This window comes from Haladaptatus sp. T7 (assembly GCF_026008575.1).
GTDB classification, from domain to species: Archaea; Halobacteriota; Halobacteria; order Halobacteriales; family Haladaptataceae; genus Haladaptatus; species Haladaptatus paucihalophilus.
Genome location: NZ_BROP01000004.1, coordinates 307,558 through 333,381, shown reverse-complemented (window position 1 = coordinate 333,381; position 25,824 = coordinate 307,558). Strand labels below are relative to the sequence as shown.

The following is a 25,824-nucleotide window of genomic DNA, read 5'->3' as shown; positions in this document are numbered from 1 at the left end:
GTGGGCTACCGACGACACCTGCTCCGTCGATGGTCGCGCCGCGACGCGCTCGCCGTCCTCGTCGTCGTCGTGGCCGTCGCGTTCCTCACGGGCACGACCCTCGTCGTCCTCGCCGCAGGTGCGCAGACGACCTCCATGGCGAAGGAGTATACGACCGAGGGCCACGCGACTTTCTACCCGACCGTTTCGAGCGCCCGCGCCGCGGCGGACGGCCAAGCGGTGGTTCTCCCCACGGCGACGGTCGAGGGGGCGGACGGGACCGCCACCCGCGTCGTCGGCGTCGCCTGCCCGCAAGCGACGTCGTTCGACCGCCGGTCGTCAGTCACGATTCCCTGTCCGCCGGAGTCCGGCGGAGCGACGGGCGACGTCGCGTCGGAAACGAAGCGCGTCGTTCGCGGGCGGGACGCTCGACTGTCGCTGTCGGTTCGCCCTCGACACGCGCCGGAGTCGGTCCTGCCGCCGCGGTGGTACGTGACGAACGAGTCGGTGGTCGAGCGGCTCGGCACGACGGGCGCGTTCGTCGTCGAACCGGCGTCGGCCGCGTCCTCCGCCTCCGTCCCCCCCGGCGGCGTTCCGCTCCGCTCGGCGCTCGCGTTCTTCCTCGCCGGGATGCGGCAGGTCGTCACCGTCCTCGGGTTGACGGCGGCGGGGGCGGGCGTCCTCGTCGGCGTCACCGTCTACGGCGTCACGCGGATGCACACCTACGACCGGCGGCGGACGATTTTCGTCGCCCGAGCCACCGGGGACCACCCGACCCGGATTCGCCGCCTGTACGCGCTCAGGTCGGGGGCGCTGACCGCGGTCGGCACCGCCCTCGGGTACGCCGTCGGCGTCGTCGTGACGCGGACGGCCGTCAACGCCGCCGTGTACCTGCACATGCCGACATCGCTCTCGATTCGCGTCTCTCCTCGCGCCGCGGCGATACTCCTGCCGCTGTACGGCGTCGTCGTCGTCGTCGGCGCGTTCGCCGGGTATCTCGCCGCACGCGCCTGTACCCGAGGGCCACCCGTCCGGTCGCTGTCTCCGCGGGACGGGGCGGGGTGGAGCGCCCGTCTCGCCGATTCGCTCTCCCGCGGTCGGTCCCTCTCATTGCTCGACTGGCGAATCCTCGTCCCGAGCGTCGCGCCCCTCGCGGCGTTCTGTCTGGTCGTCGTCGTCGTCGCGTCCATCGCGGGCGTCGTCACGCCGATGGTCCGAACCGGCGGGACGACGGTCGCCCAACCGGGTGCGTCGCACCCGATAGACAGCCGCGTTCCCGAGAGCTACGCGACGGCGCTCCGCGACCACGGAACCGCGGCCAGCCCCGAAATCCTCGCGTTCGCCGTCCACGACGGCCGACCGATGCTGGTTCGGGGGGTGAACTACGGGTCGTTCGAGCGCGTCTCGAACGCGACCCTCGTCCGCGGGCGACGGCCCGACGACCCCGGCGAAGCCGTCATCGGCGCCGACCTCGCCCGAACCCTCGGCGTGACGGCGAACGACTCGCTCACCCTCGGCGGCAGCACGGTTCCGGGCGTGACCCGCGTCGAAATCGTCGGCGAGTACCGCGCGCCGGGTCCCTTCGACGACCAACTGGTCGTCTCGCTCGAAACGGCCCGCCACCTCGCCCGCGTGGACCGCGGGATGGTGCAGGTGATTCGGACGACGGGGACCGTCGCCACCGACCGCAACACGGCCGTCGTCGTCGGCGTCTCGACGCCCGAACGGGTCCCGCGAAACGCCACCGTCCCGGTTCGGGTGCAGGTCGAAAACCTCGGCTCGTCCCGCGTGACTCGAACCCTGACCGTCGAAATCGACGGCAGAACGCGCGCTACGTCCGTCACGCTCGGGCCGCACGAACATCGGGAGGTCGCGGTCCGGGTTCGCGCGACGCGACTCGGCCGCCATCGGATTTCGGTCGGGGGGCAGACCCGCTCGATTCGCGTCGTTCCGCGCGACGCCATCGAACTCCGCGGCCTCCCGGCGCGAGCGCCGCCCGGCAGCACTCCCCTCGTTAGAGTTCTCGGCGTCGGCGGCGCACCGATTTCCGACGCTACCGTTTCGGTCGGCGGACGGACGGTGCGGACCGGTTCGAACGGCACCGCACGGGTCCGACTCGGCGCGACGGGGAACGCGACCGTTCGCGCCGCACACGGCGGACGGACGGCGCGCGAGACGGTGACGGTTTCGCGCGACGCGCCGCATTCCCTCTCCGCTCGCGTTCGGGTTCGGCCGTCGAAGCCGTCCCTCCTCACCCGTCCCACCGCCCTCCTCACGCTGACCAATCCGTGGAACGCCACCCTCTCGAAGACGGTGACGCTCGTCGCCGACGGCGAGCGGACCACCCGCCGGGTCACGCTCGAACCGGGCGCGCGGACGACGGTGAGCGTCGGCCTCGGTCGCCAACCCCCCGGGTCGCACGCGGTTCGGGTGACCGCCGACGGACGGGAACTGGGAACGGCGACCTACCGCGTCACGGGCGACGACCGAATCGCCACCGCGCTCGCCAGCAGCGGGGCAAGCGGCGAGACGGGCATCGGCCGCGCGATTTCGACGGCGTTCGGCAACCTCAACCTCCTCGTCGCCGTCTTCGTCTGCTTGGCCGGGCTGATGACCGTCGGGAGCACGACGGCGACCGTCGCCTACACCGTCCACTCGCGCCGACGCGTGTTCGGCGTCCATCGAGCGACGGGGGCGTCGCCGCTCAGTCTCCTCCGAACCGTCCTCGTGGACGCGGCCGTGGTCGGCGCGGTCGCAACCGTCGTGGCGCTCGCGCTCGCGCTCGCCGTGCTCGCGCTGTTGGCGAACCGCGACCTGCTCGTGCTCTACGGCATCCGCATTCCGCCGGTCTTGAATCCGCGCGTCATCGCCGGTGCCGTGGTCGGCGGCGTCGGCGTCATGTGTCTCAGCGCCGTCCTCGCCGTCGCGGCGCTCACGACCGCGCAACCGGGAGCGCTCCTGTCGGCGGTTCCCCGACACGCACGCGACCCCGGTTCCGGGGGTGACGCGGATGACTGACCGACGTCGCTACCTGCTCATCGGCCTCGCGGTGTTCCTCGTCGGCGTGGCGATGCGGACGCTCCCGCTCCACTGGACGTCCCTGCCGTACAACGTCGATGGCTACCACTTCGCCGCGCTGGCGCGAAAGGCCGGTGCCGCGGGCCACCTCGCCGCAGCGGGTCGGTTTCTCAACCCCGACGAGTACGTCTTCGCCGCGTACCTGACCGGGGTGAGTCAGGCGACCGGCGCGGGTCCGCTCGCCGTCTCGCAGTTCCTCGTCGCGGTCATCGGGACGGTTCCCGCGCTCGTCGTCGTGAGCGTCGTCCGCCGCGTCTGTGCTCGGCGCGACTGGAAGCCGTCGCACACGCGACTCGCGGCCGCCCTCGCCGGGTTGGCGTTGGCCGCCGAGGGCGTCTACCTCGGTCGTTCGGCCGCCGTCAGCAGCGAGATGCTCGGCCACGCGCTCGTCCTCGTGACCGTCATCGCGTTCTACCGGGCGCTCCGGACCGAACGCCCGGCGTGGATGGCGCTGACGCTCGTGTCCGTCGCGTTCCTGCCGTTCACGCACAATCTCGGCGCGATGGTCGCCGCGCTCGCGTTGCTCGCCGTGTTCGTCCGCTCGCTCCGACGACCGACGACGCGCCGGGTCGCCTTCGGCATCGTCGTCCTCGTCGGTTTCTGGACGTTCACGGTGGCTTACTATCAGTTCACGGGACTGGCGGAGGCCAGCTACGTCTCCTCGCTTCCCGGCCTGTTTCTCGCGTGGTTGGTCTTCCTCGTGGCGTTCGTCTCGCTGCTCCCGTCCGTGGGAACGACCGTCCAGCGCCTCGTTCCGGCGGGCCTCATCGTCGGCGTGGTGACGCTGTTGGTCGCCAATCACTTTCTTCCCATCTTCCCCGGCACGGCCGGAACGGACGCGCTCCAACTCGCGTTATTGCTTCCGGTCGCGGGTATCGGCCTGCTGGCCGCGTGGGGATTGCCGCGGGCGTCCGACGCGGGAGGGCCCGCCGTCGTCGTCGGTTCCCTCCTCGCCGCCCCGCTCGTCCTCATCGGGTTCGCGCTGACCGGTTCCCTCACGCACGAGTACGAGTCGCTCGCCGTCCGAAGCCAGATATTCACCCACTTCTCCATGTGCGCGCTCGCGTCGTTGGCGGTCGTCGATGTCGGCGTCCGTCGAACGTCGAAAACCGCGGTTCGGACCGCCGTCCGCCGACTCGCGGTTCCGCTTCTCGCGCTCTGTGTGGTCGCGAGCGTTCCAGTCGCCTTCGCGGGCCTGCACGCCACGTCCGCTCAACCGACGGTAACGCCGTCCGAGTTCGCCACCGCGACGTTCGCCTCGAACGAAATCGACGGCGGGTGGGTCGGCGACGGACACGTGGTCATCCTCTCGACGAACTACTATCCGGGCCGGGCCGACGCGCGATACACGCCGCTGTACGGGTGGCTCCACGGGAACGGGCCGCCGCCGAACTGCCCGGTCGTCGCACAGCGCTCGTGGACGACGGTCGGGGCGCAACTGTTTCCGTCATCCCCGACCGCGGTCACGACGCGCCGCTACGACCGGTGGGTCGCCCGGCGAAACGTCGTCTACTCGGCGCACGGCCGCGACCCCCTCGTCATTACCACCCCGCGTGGGAGCGGCACCTGTTCTGTCGATACCGGTCGCGGTCCAGCGGCGGGGCTGTCCGCCACCGGAAGCGGTCGCGGAAACGTCACTCGACGGTGACGCTCTTGGCGAGGTTTCGCGGTTTGTCGATGTCGCGTCCGAGGTGGTCGGCCGTGTGGTACGCGAGCAGTTGATACTGCACGTTGACGAGTATCGGCGCGAGCGTGCGATTCGTTCGCGGAATCGTCAGCACCTCGTCCGCGAAGCGGTCGATGGACGACACGCCGTCGGTGACGGCCACGAGCGGCGCGCCGCGCGCTTTCACTTCCTTCGCGTTGGCGACCGTCTTCCGGGCGGTTTCGTCGTCGCCGACCACTGAGACGAAGACGGGCGTGTCCTCCGTCACGAGCGCGAGCGGCCCGTGTTTGAGTTCGCCCGCGGCGAACCCCTCCGCGTGCTCGTAGGTTATCTCCTTCATCTTGAGCGCGCCCTCCAACGCGACGGGATACTGCACCCCCCGGCCGATGAAGAAGTAGCCGGAACTGTCCGCGAATCGGCGGGCCGTCGTCGGTGCCGCCGTCGTTTCGAGGAGGCGTTGGACGTGCTCCGGCAGTTCGGTGAGCGCCGAGACGAGCCGCTCCGCCTCGTCACTCGACCCACCGGACGACTGGAGCGCGAACAGCACGAGCGTGACGAGTTGGCTGGCGAATGTCTTCGTGGCGGCGACGCTAATTTCCGGTCCCGACCGGATGTAGAGCGCGTCGTCGCACTCGCGCGCCGCGGTGCTGTCCACGACGTTCGTCAGCGCGAGCGTGCGCGCACCCTCCGCTGTGGCCGTTCGGAGCGCACTGAGCGTGTCCGCCGTCTCGCCGCTCTGGGTGACGCCGACGACCAGCGCCCCGTCCCGTACCGGTGGCGGGGACAGCGCGTACTCGCTCGCCAGATGCGCCTGCGCCTGGAGTCCTCGCTTTCGCAACAGCTTCGCTCCGTAGAGCGCCGCGTGATAGCTCGTTCCGCACGCGACGAGGTGGACGGACTCCGGGCGGTAGCCGTCCTCGATGGCGTCGAGCGAGACGGAATCCCCCGTCGAAAACCGGTCACGAAGGCACTCGCGCAGCGCGTTCGACTGTTCGTGAATCTCCTTTCGCATGTAGTGGTCGTGGCTGCCCTTGGTGACCGACTCCGCGTCCCACTCGATTTCCGTCCCCGTCTTCGACTGCGGCGTCCCGCTCTCATCGACGATGGTGTACCCGTCTTCGGTAAGGAAGGCGAACTCCCCGTCGTGCAGGTGGACGACGGTATCGGTGTGCCCGACGAGCGCGGTCACGTCGCTCGCCACGTACGTCCCGTCGCCGACGCCGAGGACGAGCGACGAATCCTTTTTCGTCGCCATCACTTCGTCGTGGTCGTCGAATATCGCCGCGAGCGCGTAGCTTCCGTCCAGCTTTTCGACCGCTCGACGGAACGCGTCCTTCCGCGCCAACCCGGTGTCCAAGTAGTGACCGATGAGGTGCGGGACGACTTCCGTGTCTGTTTCGCTCTCGAACTCGTGACCCAACGATTGTAACTCGTCGCGGAGGAGTTGATAGTTCTCGATGATACCGTTGTGCACGACCGCGACCCGGCCCGCACAGTCCGTGTGCGGGTGTGCGTTCTCGTCGGACGGCTTTCCGTGCGTGCTCCACCGTGTGTGGCCGATACCTGCCGCGCCGCCGCGGTCGAACTCCGAATCGACCGTCCCGACGAGTTCGTCGAGGTCCCCTTCGCGCTTGACGACTCGGATATCGGACCCGCTGACCGCCAACCCCGTCGAGTCGTATCCGCGATACTCCAACTTTGCCAGTCCGTTCAACAACGTCGGAACCATGTCGCCGTCGTCCCCCGCACACCCGATGATGCCACACATAGAACGGTTACCTCCAGTGGGCGGCGGTTGCTCGTTCGTTCGACGCCCTACTGTCTTCGGTTTCCTCGACCGATTTCGACGCCCTTTCGCGCTCTGGCGGTTGTGCCGTGCGGACGCGGCGTCCACCAGCGATCTGTCGCTCGTCGAGCGGTGACGATATCATATTTATCACGGCGCTCCTAAGCGACCACCTTTGTTTGTTATTTAGATGATTCCGACGGTCTAACCTCGATATTTCGACGGTATCTGGGGACCGTTCGTGACCCATCCGAGACGGTAAGAACACGAGTCGGGGGGTGTGCGACCACTTCGACGTTACCTCCCGGTCCAGCGAGCGATAACGCCGTTACGACTGGACTATCTCGCACATATCGTTCGCGGTGACGCGCGTTCGTCCGTTCGAACCGTTGTTCGCTCGGCGCAACGAATCCGTTCCGCGGAAACCGTCGCGTAAAACGGGTTGTGCATGGTGAATTTACAGTACCATTTCATTTCTCCACACTGAATGAACTGTTCTTCGTTCATCGCACCATCCTGTTCCCGCTGGACCGTCCCGTCTCGGATACGAACGATATACTCCGCCATTGATTCGTCACGATAGCCGATACCTTTGTAAGGAACATCGTCGCATCACCGGTGATGACCGGAGCGCGTTTACAGGCGGTACCGTGCGAAACGCGCGTGGGGGCCGTTCTCGAACCGGATGGGACCGACGGACGATGGCGAGCGACCGGGACGTGGGTAGCGTCCTCGGGGTGCGAGGAGCGACAGTGAACGGACGCGGCTCATCCCGCGCCCCGACCGCCGCGCTGCTCGTCCTGTCGATACTCGTTCTCGTCACGATAGCCGTCGGAAGCGTCAGTTCGACCCGCGATTTCGGCGCGTACAATCCCACGTGGGACGGGACTTCGACCCTTCGCGGGTGGATAGACCGCGCCGGGGGCGGACCGAACGTCGTGCTCGAACCGTCGCGGTATCGTACGCTTCGCGCGAACGGGACGGTCGCCTTCGTCGTCGCCCCGCAGTCGGATTCGCGGGGGATGGCCTTGCGCCGGTTCGTCCGTCGCGGCGGCACCGTCGTCGTGATGGACGACCGTGCGAACCGAAGCAACGACCTCCTCGCGTCGCTCGGCGCGGACGCCCGAATCGACGGGGCCGCCCTCCGCGACGAACGACACAACTACCACTCACCAGCCATGCCAATCGCAACCACCGCAAACACGACCGCCGCAAACACGACCGCCGCAAACACGACCGCCGCGAACGATTCGCTCGTCGCAACGGCGGACCGACTGACGCTCAACTACGGAACCGCTATCCGACCGAACGGGGCGACTACGCTCGCCGCCACGTCCGACTTCGGCTACCGCGACGTGAACGGCAACGGGACGCTCGACGGGACCGAACACCTCGACAGCTATCCCGTTGCGACGGTCGAGACCGTCGGCGACGGGCGAGTCGTCGTCGTCGGCGACCCGAGCATCGCCATCAACTCGATGCTCTCCCGTCCGGGCAACGAACGCTTCGTTCGGGACCTGCTCGCCGCACACGACCGCGCCGTCTTCGATTACGCGCACGGCGAAGCGCCGCCACCGTTCGCCCTCGTGCTCGTCGTCCTTCGGCGGTCGCTCGCGGCACAGCTCGCCCTCGTCAGCGCGCTCGCCCTCGTCGCCCTCGCTGTGCGCCACCCGAAGTCGATTTCGAACGCTGTTTCCCGGCTGTCGGCGCGCGTCGGCTGGAGCCGCCGGTTCGGGGCGAACGCCGACGCGTCCGCCGTCCCGTCCGTCGATGCCGACGAGTTGGCCGCCGCCATCGAACGCCGGTATCCGTCGTGGTCGCGGGACCGCATCGAGCGGGTCGTCGCCGCCAGTCGCGCCGCGCGAACGGGAGGTGAGGACGATGACTGACGCCGAGGCGCTGTACGACTCGATTCTGACGGAGGTCAGCCACGTGCTCATCGGGAAGGAAAACCTCGTCGAACACCTCACGGTTTCCCTGCTGACCGGCGGCCACGTCCTGCTCGAAGGCGTCCCCGGCATCGCAAAGACCATGGTCGCAAATCTCTTCGCGGGGGCGACCGGCCTCTCGCACAGCCGGATTCAGATGACGCCCGACCTGCTGCCCGCCGACATCACCGGCACCCACGTCTACCGGGAGGGGACCGGCGAGTTCACGCTCCAAAAGGGGTCCATCTTCGCTAACCTCGTCGTCGCCGACGAGATCAACCGCGCCACGCCGAAAACCCAGAGCGCGTTCCTCGAAGCGATGGAAGAAGAACACGTGACCATCAACGGCGAGACGCTCTCGCTTCCCGACCCGTTCATGGTCATCGCCACGCAGAACCCCATCGACATGGAGGGAACATACCAACTCCCGGAGGCCCAGCGCGACCGGTTCCAGCAGAAAGTCGTTGTTGACCTCCCGTCCGCCGACGAAGAGCAGGAACTGCTCGACCGCATCGATGTGAACCCGAACCTCGGGCCGGACGACGTAGCGCAGGTCGTGACGGCCGACGCCATCGACGACGCGCGACGCGAGGTCACCGAGGTCCACGTCGCCCCGGAGATAAAAACGTACATCCGGCGGCTCGTCGAGGCGGTTCGAACGCACGAGGCGGTCGAGTACGGCGGCTCCCCGCGCGCATCGATAGCGTTCCTCCAGACCGCGAAGGCGCGAGCGGCGATTCACGGCCGTTCCTACGTGGTACCCGACGACGTGAAGTTTCACCTTCGTTCCGTGCTCATCCACCGATTGGTGCTCGACGCGGACGCGGAGTTACGCGAGACGACGGTGGCGGACGTACTCGATTCCGTCGAGGAGTCTATCGACCCGCCGGGAAGCACGATGGACGAACTCGTCCCGACCCCTGACGGTGGGCACCAGCAGGGTGACGACCACCAGCAGACGGACGACGACCACCAGGACGACGCCTGATCACTCGCCCCAGCGAAGTTCGACGAGTGAGTCGGTCTCGTCGGTGGATTCGACGTGTTCGACGCGGACCGGTTCGTCGAGCGTGGCGGCCAGTCCTACCGCGAACACCGAGACGACCGGGTGGTCGAATCGGTCGAGCGAGCCGTACGACTGCCCGGACACGGACACTGTGAGACGATTTTCGTCTTCGACCGCGGCGGAGGCCGCATCGACGATGCCGAGGGTTTCCACGGCTTCCGCCAGACCGTTACCGAGGTCTTCCGGCGTCCGTCCCACCTCGTCGGGTATCGACCGTCGAACGGAGTCGAGGAGGGATGCGCCGCTCGGGTGGAGCGCGACACCGTGTTCGTTCGCTCCGTCCGAAATCACGAACAGGGCGTCCGAATCCGGGAGCGACGGCCGGTCGTCGTCCGTCGCCCGCGTGACGAACAACACGACCGACGGCGTTCCCGAGGCGTCGGTGGGAACGTACGTCGGCGAGCCGTCCAACCCCAGTTCGGCGACGAGCGACGATTCGTTGGCCGCCAGCGTCCCGTAGACCGCTTCGCTGACGCTCGCGGGGAGCACCCGCGTCGGTTCGAGGGAGTAGACCAGCGTCGCGGTGAACAACCCGGTCGCACCGAGCACGAGCAGAATCGTCCGCACGGACGGCAGGAGCACCGCTCCGCCGACCGCGACCAGTCCCACGACCGCGAGGCCGACCGCCGCGTTTCGGTTCCTGATCCGTCGAACGCGGGCGTACTCCTCCCGGAGCGCCGCGTTCTCCTCGCGGAGTATCTCTACTTCCGCCTTCAGTCGAAACCGCTCGTCCTCGCCGGGCGAATCGCGCTCCGCGTCCGGTCTGGGTGGCTCGTTGCTCATCGAACGTCACCCCGCGTGACCGCACGGCCGTACCGGGTGATCAGCATCGACGCGGTACCGGCCGCGACAACGACGACCGCCGTGACGGTTAGCGTGCCGAGTTCGAGGAGGCCGATCCACGCCAGGCCGACACAGCAGGCGACGATGGCGGCGATTCCCGACTTCCTCCGCGCGCTCGACGTCCGAACCGACGGCGACAACAGCGCGAGCGTCACCCCGAGTTCGACGACCGGGACCGTCCAGTCGAGAGCGTGGGGTTGATACAGCGCGACGACGGCGAGTTGTCCGCCGACGAACGCGTACACCGCCGGGGTGAACGCCCAGAGCGCGACCAGTGCGACCCCCGCGACCACCCCCTCCCCCCGGTGGGCGAACGCCAGCGCGCTCGCCGCCGCGACGACGGCGACTCCGCCGAATCGCGTTCGAACGTTCGGTTCGAGCATGGTTAGACGCGCGCCTCCCGTGCGGAGGAGAGGACGGTTTCGAGCCTGTCCCCCGGTCCGACCTCGAAGGCCGACACCCGCGGATACCCGCCGAGTTTCCGTCGAAACCGCTCGAACGAAACGTACCGTCCGTACGTCTCGTCGAGGTCCGTCAGGTCGGTCGGGTCGAACAACACGCGCGGCGCGAGAAACGCGTTCGCCCAGGTCGCTTGCTGACTCGCGTGCCGAACGCAGTCCCGCACCTCGTGCCGGTGGGCGTCGGACGTGAGAACGACGGCAGAGACGTTCTCGGCGTGTCGCGTGAGTCCCCGTTCGACCGTCGAACGCAGGGGCGTGGCGTTCGCCCCCGCCCCGGTCGCGTTCGTAAGGAAGGGTCGGAGTCGCGCCGCGAACGCCGAGTCGTCCCCGCGGAGGGTTCTCCGCCGTCTGGACGCGACCGACCCGGACATTCGTTCGGTGGCCGCTCGCTCTTCACCCCTCTCTCCGCCGACACCGCCCTGGGAACCTTCAGGGTCGAGCGAGTAGAGCGTCTCGCGGATGGCCGCGTAGTGCGTCGGCGTCGAACGGAACGGATAGCGCGCGGTTATCCCGTCGCGGCCGACCGCGTACAGGGCGACCGAATCCGACCGTTCGTTGGCCTCTTCGACGAGCGCGAGCGCGACCTCCCGAAGGTACGCGAACTGAGTTTCGCCCGGACGACCGTTCCCGACCGACGGCCGCCGGTCGATGAATATCACCACCTTGCGGTCGGCTTCGTTCTCGTACTCGCGGACGTGCGGGTAGTTGAACCGAGCCGTCGCGTTCCAATCGACGTGGCGGAGGCTATCGCCGGTCGTGTACTCGCGTATTTCGGCGGTCGCCTGTCCGCTCGTGTTTCGTTCCGCCTGCTGATTCCCGTACCTCGTCTGTGCCATTTGGCCGCCGCGTCCCACGTGAACGTTCCGCGGCGTCCGTTGCGTGACGGTCACCGTCGGTTCGTCGCCCCCGACCCACCGGCCGGTGAACAGTCCCAACTCGTCGGTGCTTTCGAGCACCGGGGGTCGAAACGAGGCGGTTCCGGCGGTCGGAATCGTCACCGAATAGGTCGTCGCAGCGGTCGCCTCGTCCGCACCGAGTGTCGCGGTCCGGGCCGCCGCGCTCGCCCCGCGACTCGAGAGCGGCGGACGAGATTCGACGCTGAGGTCGAGTCGCGTGTCACGCAGTCCCTCGACGTCCACGCTCACCGATAGCGGCGTGTTCGTCCGAACGCTGTCGCGGGCGGGCGTCTGGATGACGGTCGTTTCCTCGACCTGCCGTCGGAGTTCCGACGCGAAGGAGACGGAGCGAACGAGCGACCAACACGCGACGCCCACCGTGCCGAAGACGAGCGCCGGACGGTCGAGCAGCACCGCCAACACCGAAAAAGAGAGCCCGAACGAGACGACCATCCAGTGGCGACGAGTCGCGTGCATCGTCCTGAGGGTGAGCCGACGTTGGCAGTTAACACGTCCACATCGTTCTGGCGGTAAGCGGTCGTTTCCGTCGTCCGAGGTGACGTCGCCATCGGTGCACCGAAAATCGCCGCCCGCCGTCGAGTCAGCGCTGACGTTCCCGTGCGGATAGCCCCCTCATACCGTCGCTAACGGTCGCCCGGTTTTAAGCCCCGCTCCGGCTTACGTCGGCGTCAGCGCGGCGGCCGTAACGCCGGACAGCCGTCGGGTCGTCGCCCGACGACCCGGGTGGCGGTCCGCCGGGACCCGAGTTCCATGAACCGTTCGAGATACGTGCTGGCAGTGGCGGTAGTCGCCACCCTCGTCGTCGCGTCGGCCGTCGGCGGTGGACAATCGACGGTCACGACGTCGCCCGAGCGACGCGTCGCCGAAAACGGGACGAACGGGTCCATCGGCGGTCGGACGACGGCGACCGTTCCGCGCCACCGGGACCCCGACCGAGTGCAACAGCGGGGCGATTCGGCGGCGGTCGAACGGTGGCTCCGGGAACGACTCGCCCAACGGCTTGGCAACAGCATGGTGCGGGTCAAACGGGGGCAGTACGAGAAGGCGCGCGGCATCGTCGGCGACCGGTTCTCGAACCAGCTCGGTCAGTACGTCGAGGTTCAACAATCGACACCGGGGAACCCGAACCACACGGAGCAGTTCCGGCAGGGGAAGGAGAACCAACGGAAATTTATCGATTCGGTGCAGGAGTATCGCCGGACGTACAAGCAGTATCGGGAGGCGCGTCGGAACGGGAACACGAAACGCGCACGACAGCAGGCGCGGCGGCTCGACCAACTGGCCGAACGGACGAATCAGTCGGGTGCGTCCTTGAAATCGACGTACCGGAACGTCTCCGGGACGACGGGGGTCGACCTGAACCGCTCGTCGCGGCAGGTGACGACCATTTCACGGAACATCTCGACCACGCAATCGAGCGTCGAGTCGGCCGTGTTCAAGCGGACGGAGTTGAACGTCACCGCGCAGTCGAATCACGTCTCCTTCCTCGACCCGATGAACTTGACCGGCGTGTTGACGACGGCGAACGGGAGTCGTATCTCGAATCGCAACGTCACGCTCGACGTGGGGAACCGAACCATCGAGACGCGGACGGATGGTGACGGCCGGTTCACCGCCTCGTATCGACCGACGACGCTTCCCCTGAACAAGAAACGACTGACCGTCAGGTATCACCCGCTGAACGAATCCGCCTACCTCGAATCGACCGACACCGTGGCGGCGAACGTAACGCAGGTCGATTCGACGCTCGGACTGACGCGGACGCCGAACGAAACCCGATTCGGGAAGCCGGTCGTCGTCTCGGGAACCGTCGGCGCGAAAGGCGTCTCGGCGGGGGACGTCCCGGTCGTCGTCAGTATCGGCGACCAGCGCATCGGGACGACGACGACGGGTCCGAACGGCACGTTCACCGTTCGAACCCGACTTCCGTCGTCGATTCGGTCCGGGAACCGAACGCTCCGGGCGACGGTTCCGCTCTCGGAGAAGGCCCTGTCGGGGGCGAACGCGACCCGTAAGCTCCGCGTGGAACGGACGAACACCTCGCTGTCGATGGACGCCGCTCGCAACGGTAGCCGCGTCGAAGCGCACGGCCGACTCCGAGTGCGGAACGATACCGCGGTGAACGATACAGCGGTGACTGATGGCACGGTCGTGATTCGGGTGAACGGCAATCGCGTCACGTCGGTGGAAACGGGGCCGAACGGGAGCTACAACGCGACGTTCGAGCTTCCGTCGTCGGTCGGCCCGGACCAGTCGGCGACCGTGGTCGCGGCGTACGAACCGCCACCGTCGAATCTGGAAAACGCACAGGCGAGCGACGTCGTGGAACCCGTCTCGAAACCCGTCAGCCTGCTCGGTTGGATTTCGTTGCCGTGGGCCGGTGCGGCGCTGTTGACCCTCGTCTTCCTCCTCGGAACGGTCTTCGTGCGGTCGCGCCGGAGCGACGATATGGACGGGGTGGACGAGGGACTGTCCGGCGGCGAGGACGCGCGAGACGACTCGACGGACGGCGATGTCGAGCAGGACTCATCAGAGACGGAAGACGACGCGGCGAACGAACTGGACGCGCTCGACACCGCCCGGACGCGACTCTCGTCGGGCGACCACGAGCGAGCGGTCAAAATCGGTTACGCGGCGTTCCGTCGGTATCTCCTCCGTAACTACGACCTCACTCCGTGGGCGACGCCGCGCGAACTCCGGGACGCGGCCGAGTCGGTGGTTACCGACCGCGAATACCAGACGCTCGCCGACCTAACCACGTGTTACGAGCGGGTCGTGTTCGCGTCGGACGGAATTTCGACGGACACCGTGTCCGTCCTGCTCGACGCCGCCGACGGCATCGTAACCGACGAACGAATGGACCAGGGGACGGACGAACGGCCGGGCGAGGACACGGAACCGTGACCGACGCTCCCGGGGGTAGGTAGTCGCTATCGGGGTTCGCTCGATGGGCCCGACCCGACGCTGACGGTCGTTCCGACGGCCGTCGGATTATGTTCTCGTTTCCCGACCGATTCGATGAGAAACGACGGAGAATCCCGCCGTACTGCCTTATTTCGGCCGTTTCACCGACGTTACGCCCACAATCTTGAAGGCGGAACGGATGGTTCCCTGACACTCAAATGAGACGCGAACGCGAACACACTCACCATCTTCACGACGTCGAGGATGGCGTGGGCTGTACCGAAATCTGGGAGCACCTGAGCGACCGCCGAACCGAGGCGGACGAATCGAGCGAGGAGGGAAACCCATGACGATTCTCGTGACCGGCGGCGACGGCTACATCGGCTGGCCGACCGCGCTTCGAATCGCCGACCGAACCGACCAGCGCGTCGTCAGCGTCGACGACTGCGGGCGACGTCGATGGGTCGAGGAGGTCGGCGGTCAGAGCGCCGTTCCGGTCGCCGACCCGAACGAACGCGTCGCCGCCGCGCGCGACCGACTCGGCGTCTCGAACCTCTCGTTCGTCGAGGGCGACCTGACGGAGAAGTCGTTCGTGGACGAACTCCTTCGGGTTCACGAACCGGGAACCATCGTTCACACGGCCGCACAGCCGTCGGCGCCGTACTCGCAGATCAACGGCGAGCGCGCGAACTACACCCAGCACAACAACCTGCAATCGACGCGCAACCTCCTGTGGGGGCTCGAAGAGAACGGCCTCACGGACACCCATTTCATCGAGACGACGACGACGGGCGTCTACGGCGCGCCCGAGTTCCCGATTCCGGAAGGGGGCGCGACGATGGAGAACGGCGGCGAGCGCGACGAGGTGCCGTTCCCCGCGATGGCGGGCAGCTGGTACCACCTCACGAAATCCCACGACGCCGCGAACATGCGCCTCGCACACAAGCAGTTCGGGATTCCCATCAGCGACGTTCGGACCGCCATCATCTACGGCACCGAAACCGAAGAGACGCGGGACTCCGACCAATTGAAAACGCGCTTCGACTTCGACTACTACTTCGGTACCGTCGTCCACCGTTTCTGTGCGCAAGCGGCCGCGGACTACCCGCTGACGGTGTACGGCAAGGGCGAACAGAGAAAACCCTTCGCCAGCCTCGAAGATACGGTCGAGGGACTCGCACGCCTCGCGCTCGGCGACGCGGACGACCGCCCCGAGGACTTCGTAGTGTACAACCAAGTGACCCGCGCCATCAGTATCGTCGAAATCGCCGAGACCATCTCCGAGGTGGCGTCGGAGTTCGACTTCGACACGTCGGTCGAGCACTTCGAGAACCCGCGCGAGGAGAACGAAACCCACAAGATGGAGATAGAGAACGACCGCTACATGTCGCTCATCGGCGAGCAGCGACAGTCGTTCGAGGACGGGATTCGGGACGTGTTGCAGGCGCTTTCCCGCCACACGGACCGGATAGAATCGCACGAAGACAGGTTCGTCCCCGACGTGATTCGGGACGAAACCGAGTCGGTCCCGGCACAGTCGGATTAGATCACCGCTGTTTCGATTTTTCGCGCCGGTCACGACCGCCGATAGGTTTCTACGTGTCCCCGTCGAGTACCGATACCGATGACTCTCGACCACCGACGCCGGTTCGTCTACGGCCAACTCGGGCTGATGCTCGTCGCGGCCGCCACGCTCTCGATTCTGGGCGTGCTCTCGGTCGAGACGTTCTTCCTCGTCTCGTTCGTCGGCCTGCTCATGCTGCTCGAACTCACGTCACCGGCGCACGTCCGACCGCGATGGCAGTTGCGACTCCGCTGGATACTGCTCGCCGGACTGTTGGGATTCGGTTACGTCGTCTTTACGCACGTTCAGCGCGCGTTTTCGGGCGGCCTGTCGTAGCGGGTTCGCCTGTCGTAGCGAATTTTACGACCCGACCGAAAGCGGGAACGTCCGCTTATCGTTCCGCGTTCCCGTCGCTCGAGTCGGTGTCAGACGACTCGCGCGAGAGCCGAACCGGGAGTGAAAAGGAGAGCGTGTAACTGGCCCAGTGCAGTTCGAACAACAGCCAGAGCACGACCACTCCCGCCAACGCGAGGGCTGCAATCGCGCTCACCGGCGTTATCCACACGGGAAACACGAAGAGGAGCGCGTGGAGTATTCGCGGCGGCAGGAGATTTATCCCGGTGTGCACCGCTTGCTCGGCCATCGCCGCGACGACGTACGACGTCCCGTCCGTGGTCGAACCGGCGGTGTGCGGTTCGAGACCGAGCGCCTTCGCGCTCGTTCCGTTCGTGCTCTCGTCGCCGGTTCCGAGCCGCTCCGCCTCGTACGGTCCGGGGAACGACATCGACCAGACGATTTCGTTTTGCTTGTTGACCTCCAGCACTCGGTCCCCGTTGGAGTCGGTGATGAGCGTGTGACCGTTCGGCAGTCGGTCCGCGTCGCGGGGCCACTGCATCTTCGAATCGCTCCACGCCCACGTCCGGTTCCAGCTACCGTTCGACCGCTGGTACTCGACGGCACGGTTGTTCTCCGAGTCGGCGACCAGGAGCGCCGGTCCGCCGTTCGACTCGTTGATGTAGTCCGGGTTGTGCTGCTCGAAGAGCGTCTCGTGCCGGTCGTCGGCACCGAGCGTCCAGTTGGACTTCATCCCCGTCGACCGATTGAGGAAGATGACCTGATCCTGATTGCGGACGCTGACCGCGATTCGTCCGTCGTGTAGTTGCTGGACGTTGTTGATGTGCGTCCAATCCCGCGGGAAGTTCCCGCCGCTCGCGTGGGAAAAGTTCTGCTCCGCCCGCCAGTACCACTCGATGTTGTCGGTGTTCGTGTCCACGATGTACACGCCGTCCGGCGGATTGATCTCCGCCACGAGGAGCTTCCCGTTCCCGAGGTAATCGACGTCGTGAATCGCGCTCGAACCGCGGGACGGGCGCACGTCCGACCAGATACGGGTTATCTTCCCCGTCGTCAGGTTGAGCCGTTCGACGACGCTCCGTCGGCATTTCACGGATGAATCACACTCGCTCTTGCTCACGTCGTCGGACGCCACGTAGAGGACGGTATTCTCCCCCTTCGCACTCGGGTCCACGTCGTGGTAGAAGTCGTGTGAATCGTTGTAGTACAGCGTCTTTCCGCTCGGTCCGTATGCACCGATGCGACCGCCACCGTACGCGTCCGACGTCACGACCGTCACCCCGTTGGCGGGCGGGACGGTCCTGTTTTCCATCCTCGCGCTCGACCATTCGGTCCCGCTCTGGAGATACGCGCTTGCAATCGGCGCGCTCAACACCAGTAAGACGAGAACGAACGCGATTCGAATGACGCGCTTCGATGGGACGTAGCTACGATACCCCGCACTCTCCTCGTTCGTGTCTGATTTCCCCCCGTCCATGCTGAATGACCAGATACTTTATTTAAATTATTAACTCTTATGACCGCCGTCGCTCGGTGGACAGGCACGACCTCCGCGGCACGGAGCCGAATCGGTGTTCGCTCACCCGCCAGCGAGAATCGCGGCGTACTCGTCCATCATCGAATCGACGTCGAAGTGTTCGACCATGTACTCCCGCGCCATCCGACCGCGGGCGGCGAGGTCCTCCTCGGCGAGCGTTTCGATTCCGTCCGCCAGCGCCTCCGGGTCGTTCGGCGGGACGACGACGCCACCGTGAACCAAATCCGAAACGCCGCCGACGTCGGTGGCGACGACGGGCGTCTCACAGGCTTGGGCCTCGCGTATCGCCGCCGGTGGTCCCTCAGCCACCGACGCCAGCACGAACACGTCCGCCGCCAACAGGAACGGCCGAACGTCGTCCTGATATCCGGCGAACGTGACGGCATCCTGTACCCTCCGTCGTTCGACGAACCGTTCGTAGTCGGCCCGCTTCGTCCCGTCGCCGACGAGCGTCAGGTGGTAGTCCCGCGTCCCTCGCTCCTGCAGTTCGACGAACGCTTCCAGCAAGTTCCGTACCCCCTTCACCGGGTCGAGGCGACCGACGTACACCAGTTCGATGGAATCCGTTCGCTCGAATTCGGCGGGCGACGTCGCGCCCGGCGCGTAGTGGTCGAGGTCGATTCCGGTCGAGATGACCGACGTTCGCCCCTCGGGCGCGAATCGGTTCAGTCCGTCGCGGACGTACTCTCCCTGTCCGACCACGTTGTGGGCGGCCAAGAACGTGAGACGACCGACGGAGTGCGTGTAGACTTTCGATACCGCATCGATGAACTGGTCCCCGTAAAACCACTCGACTCCCACGAGGTTGTTCACGATGACGGTCGTCTCGACGTCAAACCGCCGCCCCAGTATCGCCGCTATCGAACACACCGGATAGAGGTAGCCGCCGATGACGAGTCTATCGAGCGTCGGCACGTCGTCCGTCAACAGCCGATAGAATCCCGGCGTCGGAAGCGTATAGCGGATTTTCGGGATGAAGCGTGCCGGATAGTGTTTCACCGTGATGTTCTCCCCAGTCGGCGGATTCCCCCGCCCCTCTTCCGGCTGGTAGAACACGACTTCGTGTCCCGCCTCCGCTAACCGTGGCGCGAGTATTTGCGGGTGTCTGACCAAGACCGTCGGATTCAGTATTCCAATCTTCATGGATATTCGGTAGCGCCCGTGAATCGGCGGTACGGAGCGGCAAAAAGATTCGTCGAAAGTTACATCTCGAAGACGAACCAACTATGTCGGGTCCGCTCTCTAATCAATGCAAAAACACATAGGACAGATAGGTAGACAGGCCGATAGATTCGTAACCGTCTCGGTCGTGTCCTGAACGGACCGAAATGAATTCCCGCTCCGTCGTGACGTTTCGTTCTGCGGACGCGCTCAAGGTGGTCGTTATCGCAGCCAGTTGGATTTTGCTGGCGACGGCGATTTCCGTCCACATGAACGGCCGACTGTACCCGTTCCTTACCGTCGGTGTCGGGGCCGTCGCCGTGCTTTTCGTCGCGTACGTCGTTTCCGTCAGGTCGTTTCCGACGCGGTATCTGCTCGCGGCACTCGTCTGCCTCAGCGTCTACTACCGGGCACTCGTCGTGCTGTTTCCGAGTAGCTACGTCGGAATGGACCCCGACAAGTATGCTGGCGGTATCGTTTCGTTGATGGAGACGGGTCGCGTGGTCAACCTCGACTTCCCGTTTTACGGCAAAGCTCCCTTTTTTCTCGTCTCGGGTGCCCTCACGGGAGACGTGATGGGTGTGGACGCGTTGCGGATGTTGGACGTGTACGCCTTCGTCTTCGGCGCCCTCTTTCCCCTCCTCGCGTACGTCGTCACGCGTCGGTTGTCGTCCGAGCGCGTCGGAATCTACGCTACGCTCTTGGTCACCGTCGGTGCCGCGTCCGTCATCTACGCCACCAATCCCATCGCACAGACGCTCGCGGTCGGCCTCTGGATTCCGTTCCTCGTCGTCTTCGGGAGATACCTCCGATACAAGCGAACTGTTGACCTCGTTCTGACGTTCCTCTTTACGGTTGCGATGGTGTACACGCACAAGCTAACGGCGCTCCTCGTGTTCGGTACGGTCGTCGGGAGTTCCGCCTTCATCCTGCTCCAGTCGAGGGAGTGGATGGACGACCCGCTCAAACGGGCGACGACGCCATCGACCCTGCTGATGCTCACCGTTCTGTCGGGCGTGCTCGTCGTCGTCCAGTTGACCATCATCACGGATTACATCGTCGGCGTTATCGGCCGATTCCTGCTGGCACTTCACGTCACGTCGGTCGAAACCGTTCACGTCGTCCCTCAGGCCGCCACGCCCGTCGCCAGCGAACCGGTGAACTTCGTCCTCCGACGCGGATACGGGTTGACACTCGTCCCGCTCGCCGGAATCGCGTGGCTCGTTCTCGCGCGACGGACGGACTCCCACGAAACTCGGGCCATTTTGGCCGGTATCGCCGTCTGTATCGCACTCACCGGAGTCGGTGCCGTGAGCGTTTCCGCGGTAAACCCGTCCCGGATGTACTTTTACATGGAACTGCTGTTGTTCGTCGTCGTGGCCGTTGCGGTCCTTCGCCGACACGTTCCGGGGCGGCGACGGAGCATCGCCGTCCTCGCGGTCTTCTTCCTGCTATTGACGTCGCAGTTGATAACCCCGCTCGTCGTTCCCGACCACCCGCAGGGCGAACGCCAGTATCTCACCGCTGAGGAAACCGCGGCGAAACGGTTCAGCACCCAAGTTCCGGGAGACATCGCCACGGACTTCTTCTACGCGAAATCCACGGTTCGACTCCACAACCCGAGACCTGCTCGACTCGACGACCCAAGTTCGGATACCTACGTGTACATGGACGAGGAGCTGTTGAACCACACGACGCTGAACGAAAATAGTAGATACATCGCTTACCGGACGCAGGTTCGCGTGTATCGCACGTACGGAGCGATGCAAGGTCGATGGGAGTTGACTTACGACCCCGAGCAGGGTTTCGACCGACGTCACGAACGCGTGTATTCGAACGGCGGCGTCGTCGTCTATGAGCGGTGACGCTACGGGACCGTCTCCACGGTCGATAGTTTCCCCTTCACGTCGTCGAGCATCCTCAGCAACTCGGCTTTCGAAAGCCGTCGCGCGTCGGCCGACGTGTACTCGCCGGAGAGTGCGTTTCCGTCGGCCTCGGACGGCATCGACTCGTCGTTCGGATAGAGGACGAACCGGTCGCGCTCCTCGACGGCGTGTTTCACCTCGTCCTCGGACACGAGCTTTTCGTGGTAGCGCTCGGTCGGCCCGGACCCGACGACCCTCGTCGGGATTTCCGTGGGCTGATAGCCGAACTCCGACGCGTATTGCTCTCGAAGCGCGTCGGCTAGAGTTCCGACCTTGAACGCGGGCATCTTGCGGACGACGACTTCGCCGCCGGTGGTCGTCCCGAACGCCTCCACGACGAACTCCGCGGCGTCCCGTGGCCGCATGACGAACCGCGTCATCTCCGGGTCGGTCACGGTGATGGGTCCCCCTCGTCGAATCTGCTCTACGAACACCGGAACCACGGACCCGCGCGTCCCGAGCACGTTACCGAACCGGACGCAACCGAATCGAACGTTCCGTCCGTCCGCGCTCTCGTTCGCGGCGACGGTCAGTCGCTCGGAGAGCAACTTCGTCGCGCCCATCGCCGAAACGGGGTTGGACGCCTTGTCCGTGCTGACGGCGATGACGGCTTCGACGTCCGTCTCCGTCGCGGCGCGAAGCACGTTTTCGGTCCCCCTGACGTTCGTTCTGACGGCCTGAAACGGGTCGCGTTCGACGATACCGACATGTTTCAACGCCGCCGCGTGGAATACGACGTCGATTCCCTCCATCGCCTGTCTCATCTCGTGAAACTCGCGGACGTCCTTGTACGACGTCTCCAACCGACGCGGGTACTGTGCACCCAGTTTCGTTTTCATCTCGTGCAGACGTCCCTCGTCGTTGTCGATCACGCGAACCAACTCCGGGCCGTCCTGTAACACTCGCCGAACGAGCGACGATCCTATCGAACCGCATCCCCCCGTGATGAGTACCCGTTTGCTACTCAAATCTGTCATCTTTGTCCCCCGATTGTCAGACCACTCACCATTACTTATCGGTTGTGCCCGCTATTTTCACTACGTATGACCATCATTTTGGATAATTGTTTCCTCATCAGTCGGAAACCATCTCTTTTCTTCGAAAATTCAGGTGCTTCACCGGTCCGGTCATCCAGCGTTTCATACGCTCACGTCCGAGTGAACGACGTAGTTGGCGTAGACGTAGAGGAGCGCGAGCGGAAGATACGCGGCGAACACCCGGTCGAGGATGATGACGCTCGTGGCGACGCTCGGCGAGACGCCCAACGCGACCAGCACCGTCGTTCCCGTCACCTCGGTGACTCCGATGCCGCCGATGGAGACGGGGAGCACGGTGACGGAGTAGATGAGCGTCGGGATGAGAAGGTAGCGAAGCGGCGACAACTCCAATCCCTGACTCGCACCGACGATACCGAAACGAACGCCGGAGAGGACGACGAAGGAGACGAACAGGAGCGCGACGGATTTGAGCTTGTTCGACGAGAACAGGTCGTGTTGCATCTCGCCGACCGACGCGAGCAACTTCGGTGCCCTGTCCGTGACGAATCGCGGAAGGTCTACCCACCCAAGCAGGAACGCGAAGACCGGGAGCGCGAGATAGACGGTCGCGCTGGCGAGCAGCACGAGGGCGATGTTCCGTCCGAGGTATCGAAGGAGCACGAACAGCCCCGCCAGCGCGACGAGACCGTTGATGGCCGCTATCATCTGCAGTTGCACGCCCTTGATGACGAACGCGCGCCGGAGTTCGATACCCGTGTACTTGTTCAGGATGAGCGGCGTCGTTGCGAGCGAGCCGAGTCTGGTCGGCAGAAACGAATTGACGACGAAATCCACCGTATCAACCTTGAATATCGGCAGAAAGCGTACCGACTCGTGTTCCTCGTACAGCAACTGCAACGACCGGGACGTGAGGAAGATGGGCAACAGCACGACCGGCACGAGCACGACGAGGTAGGGGGCGCTGATTTCGAACATGGAGCGAAACGCCCGTTCGACCGGAAACTTCCACAGCAGGTAGCCGAACGACGCGACGGATACCAGCACCTTCAGCACCGTTCCGATGGACCGCCACCGCGAGTCGGTCTCCTCTTGGGTTTCCCCTGTCGTGTCGGAGTTTCCTCTGTCGTGTCTGGTTCCCTCGGCCACGTTCGAGTTTTCTTCAGTCATGTCGTGTTTCCTCGGTCACGTTCGAATTTTCCTCGGTCGTGTCGGGGGTCCGTCGTGCGCGTTCATCGGAGATACGACCCCACGAGCGTCCGGGCGATACCCAGCCCGTAGCCGAGTTTCGGTTTCTTCGTCGTGCTGCCCTGCCGACGTTCCACGGTCACGGGCACTTCCTTCATCCTGAGTCCGCTCTTTCGTACTTCCACCAGCAATTCCACCGCGCAAAACCGCTCTTCGACCCACGAAATCCGTTCGAACGCGTCGATGGTGAGCGCGCGGAAGCCGTTCGTCGCGTCCGTGATGGACGACTTCGTGAGGACGTTGATGAGCGTCGTGAACGCCCAGATTCCCCCGCGACGGATCGGGCCGTTTTCGGACGCGTCGGTGCCGCGGTATCGGGACCCGATAACGTAGTCGGCCTCGTCGTCGAGAACGGGGTCGACGAGGCGTTGCAGTTCGTCACCGCGGTGTTGGCCGTCGGCGTCCATCCCGACCACCACTTCGGCGTCTTGTCGTCTTGCGATTTCGAACCCGGTTTTCAGGGAGCTACACTGCCCCGTGTTGACGACGTGTTCGACCACGATGGCGTCCGTGGCACGGGCCGCGCGGACGGTTCCGTCCGACGACCCGTCGGAGACGACGAGGGGAACGACCGCGCGACCTCTGAGCGTCTCGGGGAGCGATTCGATCACCGCGCCGATGGTCTCGGCCTCGTTGTACGCCGGGATGACGACGTACACCGCGTCCTCGTCCGACCGCTCCATCGGCACGTCCCGTATCGCCAGTTCGCGGACGAGCGCGTTGAATCGCCGCCTGTTCCGGACCGCCTTGCGGCGGGCGATCACGGCCGCGACGAGCGCGAGTACGATAGCGATGCCGACCACGATTTCCACGAGTCCCACGTCGTTCAGCAGTCCCGCGACACGTGGTGCGAACGCGACGACGGCGACGAGGAGCGCGCCGAGGAGCGCGGCCCCTAGTTCGTGCTTCTCGAAGCGGGTGCGATAGCGTTCGAATCCGACGCCGAGCACCCCGACGACGAGGACGAGATAGGCTACGCGAGGAATCATCGTGTCTCATCAACCACGCTCCGACGGATAACTCTTGATAGATATCTAACAACATTGCGCCGCTAATTCCAAATCGGTGGCGGACCAGAACGATGGGGTACTCGCCGGATGGTCGGCGAGTTCGGCGACGGCGGACGGTCGGTCGCGGACAACGCCGTCGTCGCGTCCGGTCTCGACCTCGCGGTGGACTCCCCGAAATTCACGTCGCACGCGGTGGTTCGCCGCAAACGTAATGTCGTTCGTCGTTGAGGCTCGACGTAAAATGGGGGGGACGATTCTCGTAGCGGAGCCATCGCTGGGTGAACAGGTGCGTGAGAACGTCACGTCGGCGGTCGAATCCGTTCGATTTCCGCGAGGACCGTTCGACGCGTCGATCGAACGGAGACGGGGCGACGACGCGGGGACCACGGAGAGGAGGTACCGATGAGCGACACGGACGCATCCGCGGGGACGCCGACGGTCAGTGTCACTGGCGCGGGCGGGTACGTCGGTAGTTGCGTCGTGAACGTTATTCGAGAGCACCATCCCGAGTGGGAGATTCGGGCCTTCGACAACTTCTACCGCGGCGAAATCCACCGCATCGGCGATATCGACGTGGAGTTCCTCGACGTTCGACGGCGCGACCGGCTCGAAAGTGCGTTGGACGGCTCGGACGTCGTGCTCCACCTCGCCGCCGCAAGCGACGTGGATTCGTGCCGCGACGACGAGGAGTTCGCGCTCGAAACGAACGTTCACGGGACGACCAACGTCGCGTGGTTCTGCAAACGAACGGGTGCCGGGTTGGCGTTTCCGTTCAGCATGGCCGTCCTCGGCGACCCCGAGGAGTTCCCGATAACCGTGGACGCGTCGCGGCGACCGATGAACTGGTACGGGGAGACGAAACTCGTCGGGGAGCGGACCATCGAATCGCTCGCGGCGGATGCGTTTCCGGCGCACCTGTTCCTCAAGGCCAACGTGTACGGCGAGCACACGGTGAACGACCGCGGTATTTCGCGCGGAATGGTCCTCGAATTCTTCGTTCGGCGCGCGTTCGCGGACGAACCGATTTCGGTGTATGAGCCGGGAACACAGGCGCGAAACTTCGTTCACGTGCGGGACGTCGCCGACGCCTACCGACGGAGCGCCGAGCGGTTAGTGGACCGAAGCGATGCGGGTCGGACGGGCGTCTCGAAGTACGAGATTGCGAGCGACGAGGAGTGGACGGTCATGGAACTGGCCGAACTGGTCCAACGGACGGTCGCCGACGAAGTGGGCCGGGAGCCAGACATCGAAGTCGTCGAAAACCCCCGCGGCGACGAGACGCTCGTCACCGACTTCGATGTGGACATCTCCGCCGCACGGCGGGAGTTGGGATGGCAGCCGGACCGCTCGATTCGGGAGTCCGTCGAACGCCTCGTCCGACGGCGTGCGGAGGGCTGAACGC

Annotated in this window: 21 protein-coding genes; 12 read left to right on the top strand and 9 right to left on the bottom strand. The window is 65.5% G+C overall.

Features of this window, described 5'->3' with window-relative positions; translation table 11 throughout:
• Entirely contained in the window at positions 1-2,997 is a 2,997-nt protein-coding gene (locus tag OPC11_RS13340; protein ID WP_264782210.1) for an FtsX-like permease family protein, read from the top strand.
• Positions 2,990-4,705, top strand: coding sequence for a sodium/phosphate symporter (locus tag OPC11_RS13335; protein WP_264782209.1), 1,716 nt, complete (start codon positions 2,990-2,992; stop codon positions 4,703-4,705). The genes OPC11_RS13340 and OPC11_RS13335 overlap by 8 nt, the downstream gene beginning before the upstream one ends.
• Here the strand turns inward: OPC11_RS13335 and glmS are convergent.
• Complete coding sequence (gene glmS / locus OPC11_RS13330; RefSeq protein ID WP_264782208.1) at positions 4,692-6,491, bottom strand: glutamine--fructose-6-phosphate transaminase (isomerizing); 1,800 nt, start codon at positions 6,489-6,491, stop codon at positions 4,692-4,694. The two genes, OPC11_RS13335 and glmS, sit on opposite strands and share 14 nt — an antisense overlap.
• Before the next feature lie 639 nt (positions 6,492-7,130).
• Here glmS and OPC11_RS13325 point away from each other — a divergent pair.
• Genes OPC11_RS13325 through OPC11_RS13315 form a run of 3 tightly spaced genes read left to right on the top strand, consistent with a single transcriptional unit; the run spans position 7,131 to position 9,425 of the window.
• On the top strand, positions 7,131-7,265 hold the full coding sequence (locus OPC11_RS13325; RefSeq protein ID WP_264782207.1) for a hypothetical protein: 135 nt from the start codon (positions 7,131-7,133) through the stop codon (positions 7,263-7,265).
• Positions 7,262-8,398 carry a DUF4350 domain-containing protein gene (locus OPC11_RS13320; RefSeq protein ID WP_264782206.1) on the top strand — a complete coding sequence of 379 codons (1,137 nt, stop codon included), beginning with the start codon at positions 7,262-7,264 and terminating at the stop codon, positions 8,396-8,398. The genes OPC11_RS13325 and OPC11_RS13320 overlap by 4 nt, the downstream gene beginning before the upstream one ends.
• Complete coding sequence (locus OPC11_RS13315; RefSeq protein WP_007980926.1) at positions 8,391-9,425, top strand: MoxR family ATPase; 1,035 nt, start codon at positions 8,391-8,393, stop codon at positions 9,423-9,425. The genes OPC11_RS13320 and OPC11_RS13315 overlap by 8 nt, the downstream gene beginning before the upstream one ends.
• On the opposite strand, the gene OPC11_RS13310 is transcribed toward OPC11_RS13315, so the two are convergent.
• Genes OPC11_RS13310 through OPC11_RS13300 form a run of 3 tightly spaced genes read right to left on the bottom strand, consistent with a single transcriptional unit; the run spans position 9,426 to position 12,180 of the window.
• Positions 9,426-10,286, bottom strand: a complete 861-nt coding sequence (locus OPC11_RS13310) for a hypothetical protein (protein ID WP_007980925.1) — start codon at positions 10,284-10,286, stop codon at positions 9,426-9,428.
• Positions 10,283-10,729 carry a hypothetical protein gene (locus tag OPC11_RS13305; protein ID WP_264782205.1) on the bottom strand — a complete coding sequence of 149 codons (447 nt, stop codon included), beginning with the start codon at positions 10,727-10,729 and terminating at the stop codon, positions 10,283-10,285. The genes OPC11_RS13310 and OPC11_RS13305 overlap by 4 nt, the downstream gene beginning before the upstream one ends.
• Before the next feature lie 2 nt (positions 10,730-10,731).
• Positions 10,732-12,180, bottom strand: coding sequence for a DUF58 domain-containing protein (locus OPC11_RS13300; RefSeq protein WP_264782204.1), 1,449 nt, complete (start codon positions 12,178-12,180; stop codon positions 10,732-10,734).
• A 294-nt stretch (positions 12,181-12,474) separates the two neighbouring features.
• Between OPC11_RS13300 and OPC11_RS13295 the strand changes: the two genes are divergently transcribed.
• From OPC11_RS13295 to OPC11_RS13280, 4 genes are all read left to right on the top strand, one after another.
• Positions 12,475-14,628, top strand: a complete 2,154-nt coding sequence (locus tag OPC11_RS13295; RefSeq protein WP_264782203.1) for a hypothetical protein — start codon at positions 12,475-12,477, stop codon at positions 14,626-14,628.
• Positions 14,629-14,846: 218 nt separating this feature from the next.
• Positions 14,847-14,978 (top strand): hypothetical protein, encoded by a 132-nt coding sequence (locus tag OPC11_RS13290; protein WP_007980915.1) that lies wholly within the window; start codon positions 14,847-14,849, stop codon positions 14,976-14,978.
• Complete coding sequence (locus tag OPC11_RS13285) at positions 14,975-16,174, top strand: NAD-dependent epimerase/dehydratase family protein (RefSeq protein WP_264782202.1); 1,200 nt, start codon at positions 14,975-14,977, stop codon at positions 16,172-16,174. The genes OPC11_RS13290 and OPC11_RS13285 overlap by 4 nt, the downstream gene beginning before the upstream one ends.
• 78 nt (positions 16,175-16,252) lie before the next feature.
• Positions 16,253-16,528, top strand: a complete 276-nt coding sequence (locus OPC11_RS13280; RefSeq protein WP_007980911.1) for a hypothetical protein — start codon at positions 16,253-16,255, stop codon at positions 16,526-16,528.
• Positions 16,529-16,583: 55 nt separating this feature from the next.
• On the opposite strand, the gene OPC11_RS13275 is transcribed toward OPC11_RS13280, so the two are convergent.
• Together OPC11_RS13275 and OPC11_RS13270 are read right to left on the bottom strand one after the other, a co-directional pair.
• Positions 16,584-18,023 (bottom strand): aryl-sulfate sulfotransferase, encoded by a 1,440-nt coding sequence (locus OPC11_RS13275; RefSeq protein ID WP_264782201.1) that lies wholly within the window; start codon positions 18,021-18,023, stop codon positions 16,584-16,586.
• Positions 18,024-18,125: 102 nt separating this feature from the next.
• Positions 18,126-19,226 carry a glycosyltransferase gene (locus tag OPC11_RS13270; RefSeq protein ID WP_007980907.1) on the bottom strand — a complete coding sequence of 367 codons (1,101 nt, stop codon included), beginning with the start codon at positions 19,224-19,226 and terminating at the stop codon, positions 18,126-18,128.
• 185 nt (positions 19,227-19,411) lie between these two features.
• Between OPC11_RS13270 and OPC11_RS13265 the strand changes: the two genes are divergently transcribed.
• Complete coding sequence (locus tag OPC11_RS13265; protein WP_264782200.1) at positions 19,412-21,109, top strand: glycosyltransferase family 39 protein; 1,698 nt, start codon at positions 19,412-19,414, stop codon at positions 21,107-21,109.
• Positions 21,110-21,111: 2 nt separating this feature from the next.
• On the opposite strand, the gene OPC11_RS13260 is transcribed toward OPC11_RS13265, so the two are convergent.
• The 3 genes from OPC11_RS13260 to OPC11_RS13250 form a co-directional block, all read right to left on the bottom strand.
• Positions 21,112-22,146, bottom strand: a complete 1,035-nt coding sequence (locus OPC11_RS13260) for a polysaccharide biosynthesis protein (RefSeq protein WP_264782199.1) — start codon at positions 22,144-22,146, stop codon at positions 21,112-21,114.
• 162 nt (positions 22,147-22,308) lie between these two features.
• Positions 22,309-23,334 (bottom strand): lysylphosphatidylglycerol synthase transmembrane domain-containing protein, encoded by a 1,026-nt coding sequence (locus OPC11_RS13255; protein WP_264782198.1) that lies wholly within the window; start codon positions 23,332-23,334, stop codon positions 22,309-22,311.
• Between the two features lie 62 nt (positions 23,335-23,396).
• Positions 23,397-24,401, bottom strand: coding sequence for a glycosyltransferase family 2 protein (locus OPC11_RS13250; protein WP_264782197.1), 1,005 nt, complete (start codon positions 24,399-24,401; stop codon positions 23,397-23,399).
• 108 nt (positions 24,402-24,509) lie between these two features.
• On the opposite strand from OPC11_RS13250, the gene OPC11_RS13245 reads away from it, so the two are divergent.
• Both OPC11_RS13245 and OPC11_RS13240 read left to right on the top strand, forming a co-directional pair.
• Entirely contained in the window at positions 24,510-24,650 is a 141-nt protein-coding gene (locus OPC11_RS13245; RefSeq protein WP_007980898.1) for a hypothetical protein, read from the top strand.
• Between the two features lie 174 nt (positions 24,651-24,824).
• On the top strand, positions 24,825-25,820 hold the full coding sequence (locus OPC11_RS13240) for an NAD(P)-dependent oxidoreductase (protein ID WP_264782196.1): 996 nt from the start codon (positions 24,825-24,827) through the stop codon (positions 25,818-25,820).
• Positions 25,821-25,824: the final 4 nt, after the last annotated feature.

Coding starts and splice junctions, on each gene's coding strand:
- OPC11_RS13335 (WP_264782209.1), top strand. CDS start 2,990: ATGACTGACCGACGTCGCTACCTGCTCATCGGCCTCGCGGTGTTCCTC.
- glmS (WP_264782208.1), bottom strand. CDS start 6,491: ATGTGTGGCATCATCGGGTGTGCGGGGGACGACGGCGACATGGTTCCG.
- OPC11_RS13325 (WP_264782207.1), top strand. CDS start 7,131: ATGACCGGAGCGCGTTTACAGGCGGTACCGTGCGAAACGCGCGTGGGG.
- OPC11_RS13315 (WP_007980926.1), top strand. CDS start 8,391: ATGACTGACGCCGAGGCGCTGTACGACTCGATTCTGACGGAGGTCAGC.
- OPC11_RS13310 (WP_007980925.1), bottom strand. CDS start 10,286: ATGAGCAACGAGCCACCCAGACCGGACGCGGAGCGCGATTCGCCCGGC.
- OPC11_RS13305 (WP_264782205.1), bottom strand. CDS start 10,729: ATGCTCGAACCGAACGTTCGAACGCGATTCGGCGGAGTCGCCGTCGTC.
- OPC11_RS13300 (WP_264782204.1), bottom strand. CDS start 12,180: ATGCACGCGACTCGTCGCCACTGGATGGTCGTCTCGTTCGGGCTCTCT.
- OPC11_RS13295 (WP_264782203.1), top strand. CDS start 12,475: ATGAACCGTTCGAGATACGTGCTGGCAGTGGCGGTAGTCGCCACCCTC.
- OPC11_RS13290 (WP_007980915.1), top strand. CDS start 14,847: ATGAGACGCGAACGCGAACACACTCACCATCTTCACGACGTCGAGGAT.
- OPC11_RS13285 (WP_264782202.1), top strand. CDS start 14,975: ATGACGATTCTCGTGACCGGCGGCGACGGCTACATCGGCTGGCCGACC.
- OPC11_RS13280 (WP_007980911.1), top strand. CDS start 16,253: ATGACTCTCGACCACCGACGCCGGTTCGTCTACGGCCAACTCGGGCTG.
- OPC11_RS13275 (WP_264782201.1), bottom strand. CDS start 18,023: ATGGACGGGGGGAAATCAGACACGAACGAGGAGAGTGCGGGGTATCGT.
- OPC11_RS13270 (WP_007980907.1), bottom strand. CDS start 19,226: ATGAAGATTGGAATACTGAATCCGACGGTCTTGGTCAGACACCCGCAA.
- OPC11_RS13265 (WP_264782200.1), top strand. CDS start 19,412: ATGAATTCCCGCTCCGTCGTGACGTTTCGTTCTGCGGACGCGCTCAAG.
- OPC11_RS13260 (WP_264782199.1), bottom strand. CDS start 22,146: ATGACAGATTTGAGTAGCAAACGGGTACTCATCACGGGGGGATGCGGT.
- OPC11_RS13255 (WP_264782198.1), bottom strand. CDS start 23,334: ATGACTGAAGAAAACTCGAACGTGGCCGAGGGAACCAGACACGACAGA.
- OPC11_RS13250 (WP_264782197.1), bottom strand. CDS start 24,401: ATGATTCCTCGCGTAGCCTATCTCGTCCTCGTCGTCGGGGTGCTCGGC.
- OPC11_RS13245 (WP_007980898.1), top strand. CDS start 24,510: ATGGTCGGCGAGTTCGGCGACGGCGGACGGTCGGTCGCGGACAACGCC.
- OPC11_RS13240 (WP_264782196.1), top strand. CDS start 24,825: ATGAGCGACACGGACGCATCCGCGGGGACGCCGACGGTCAGTGTCACT.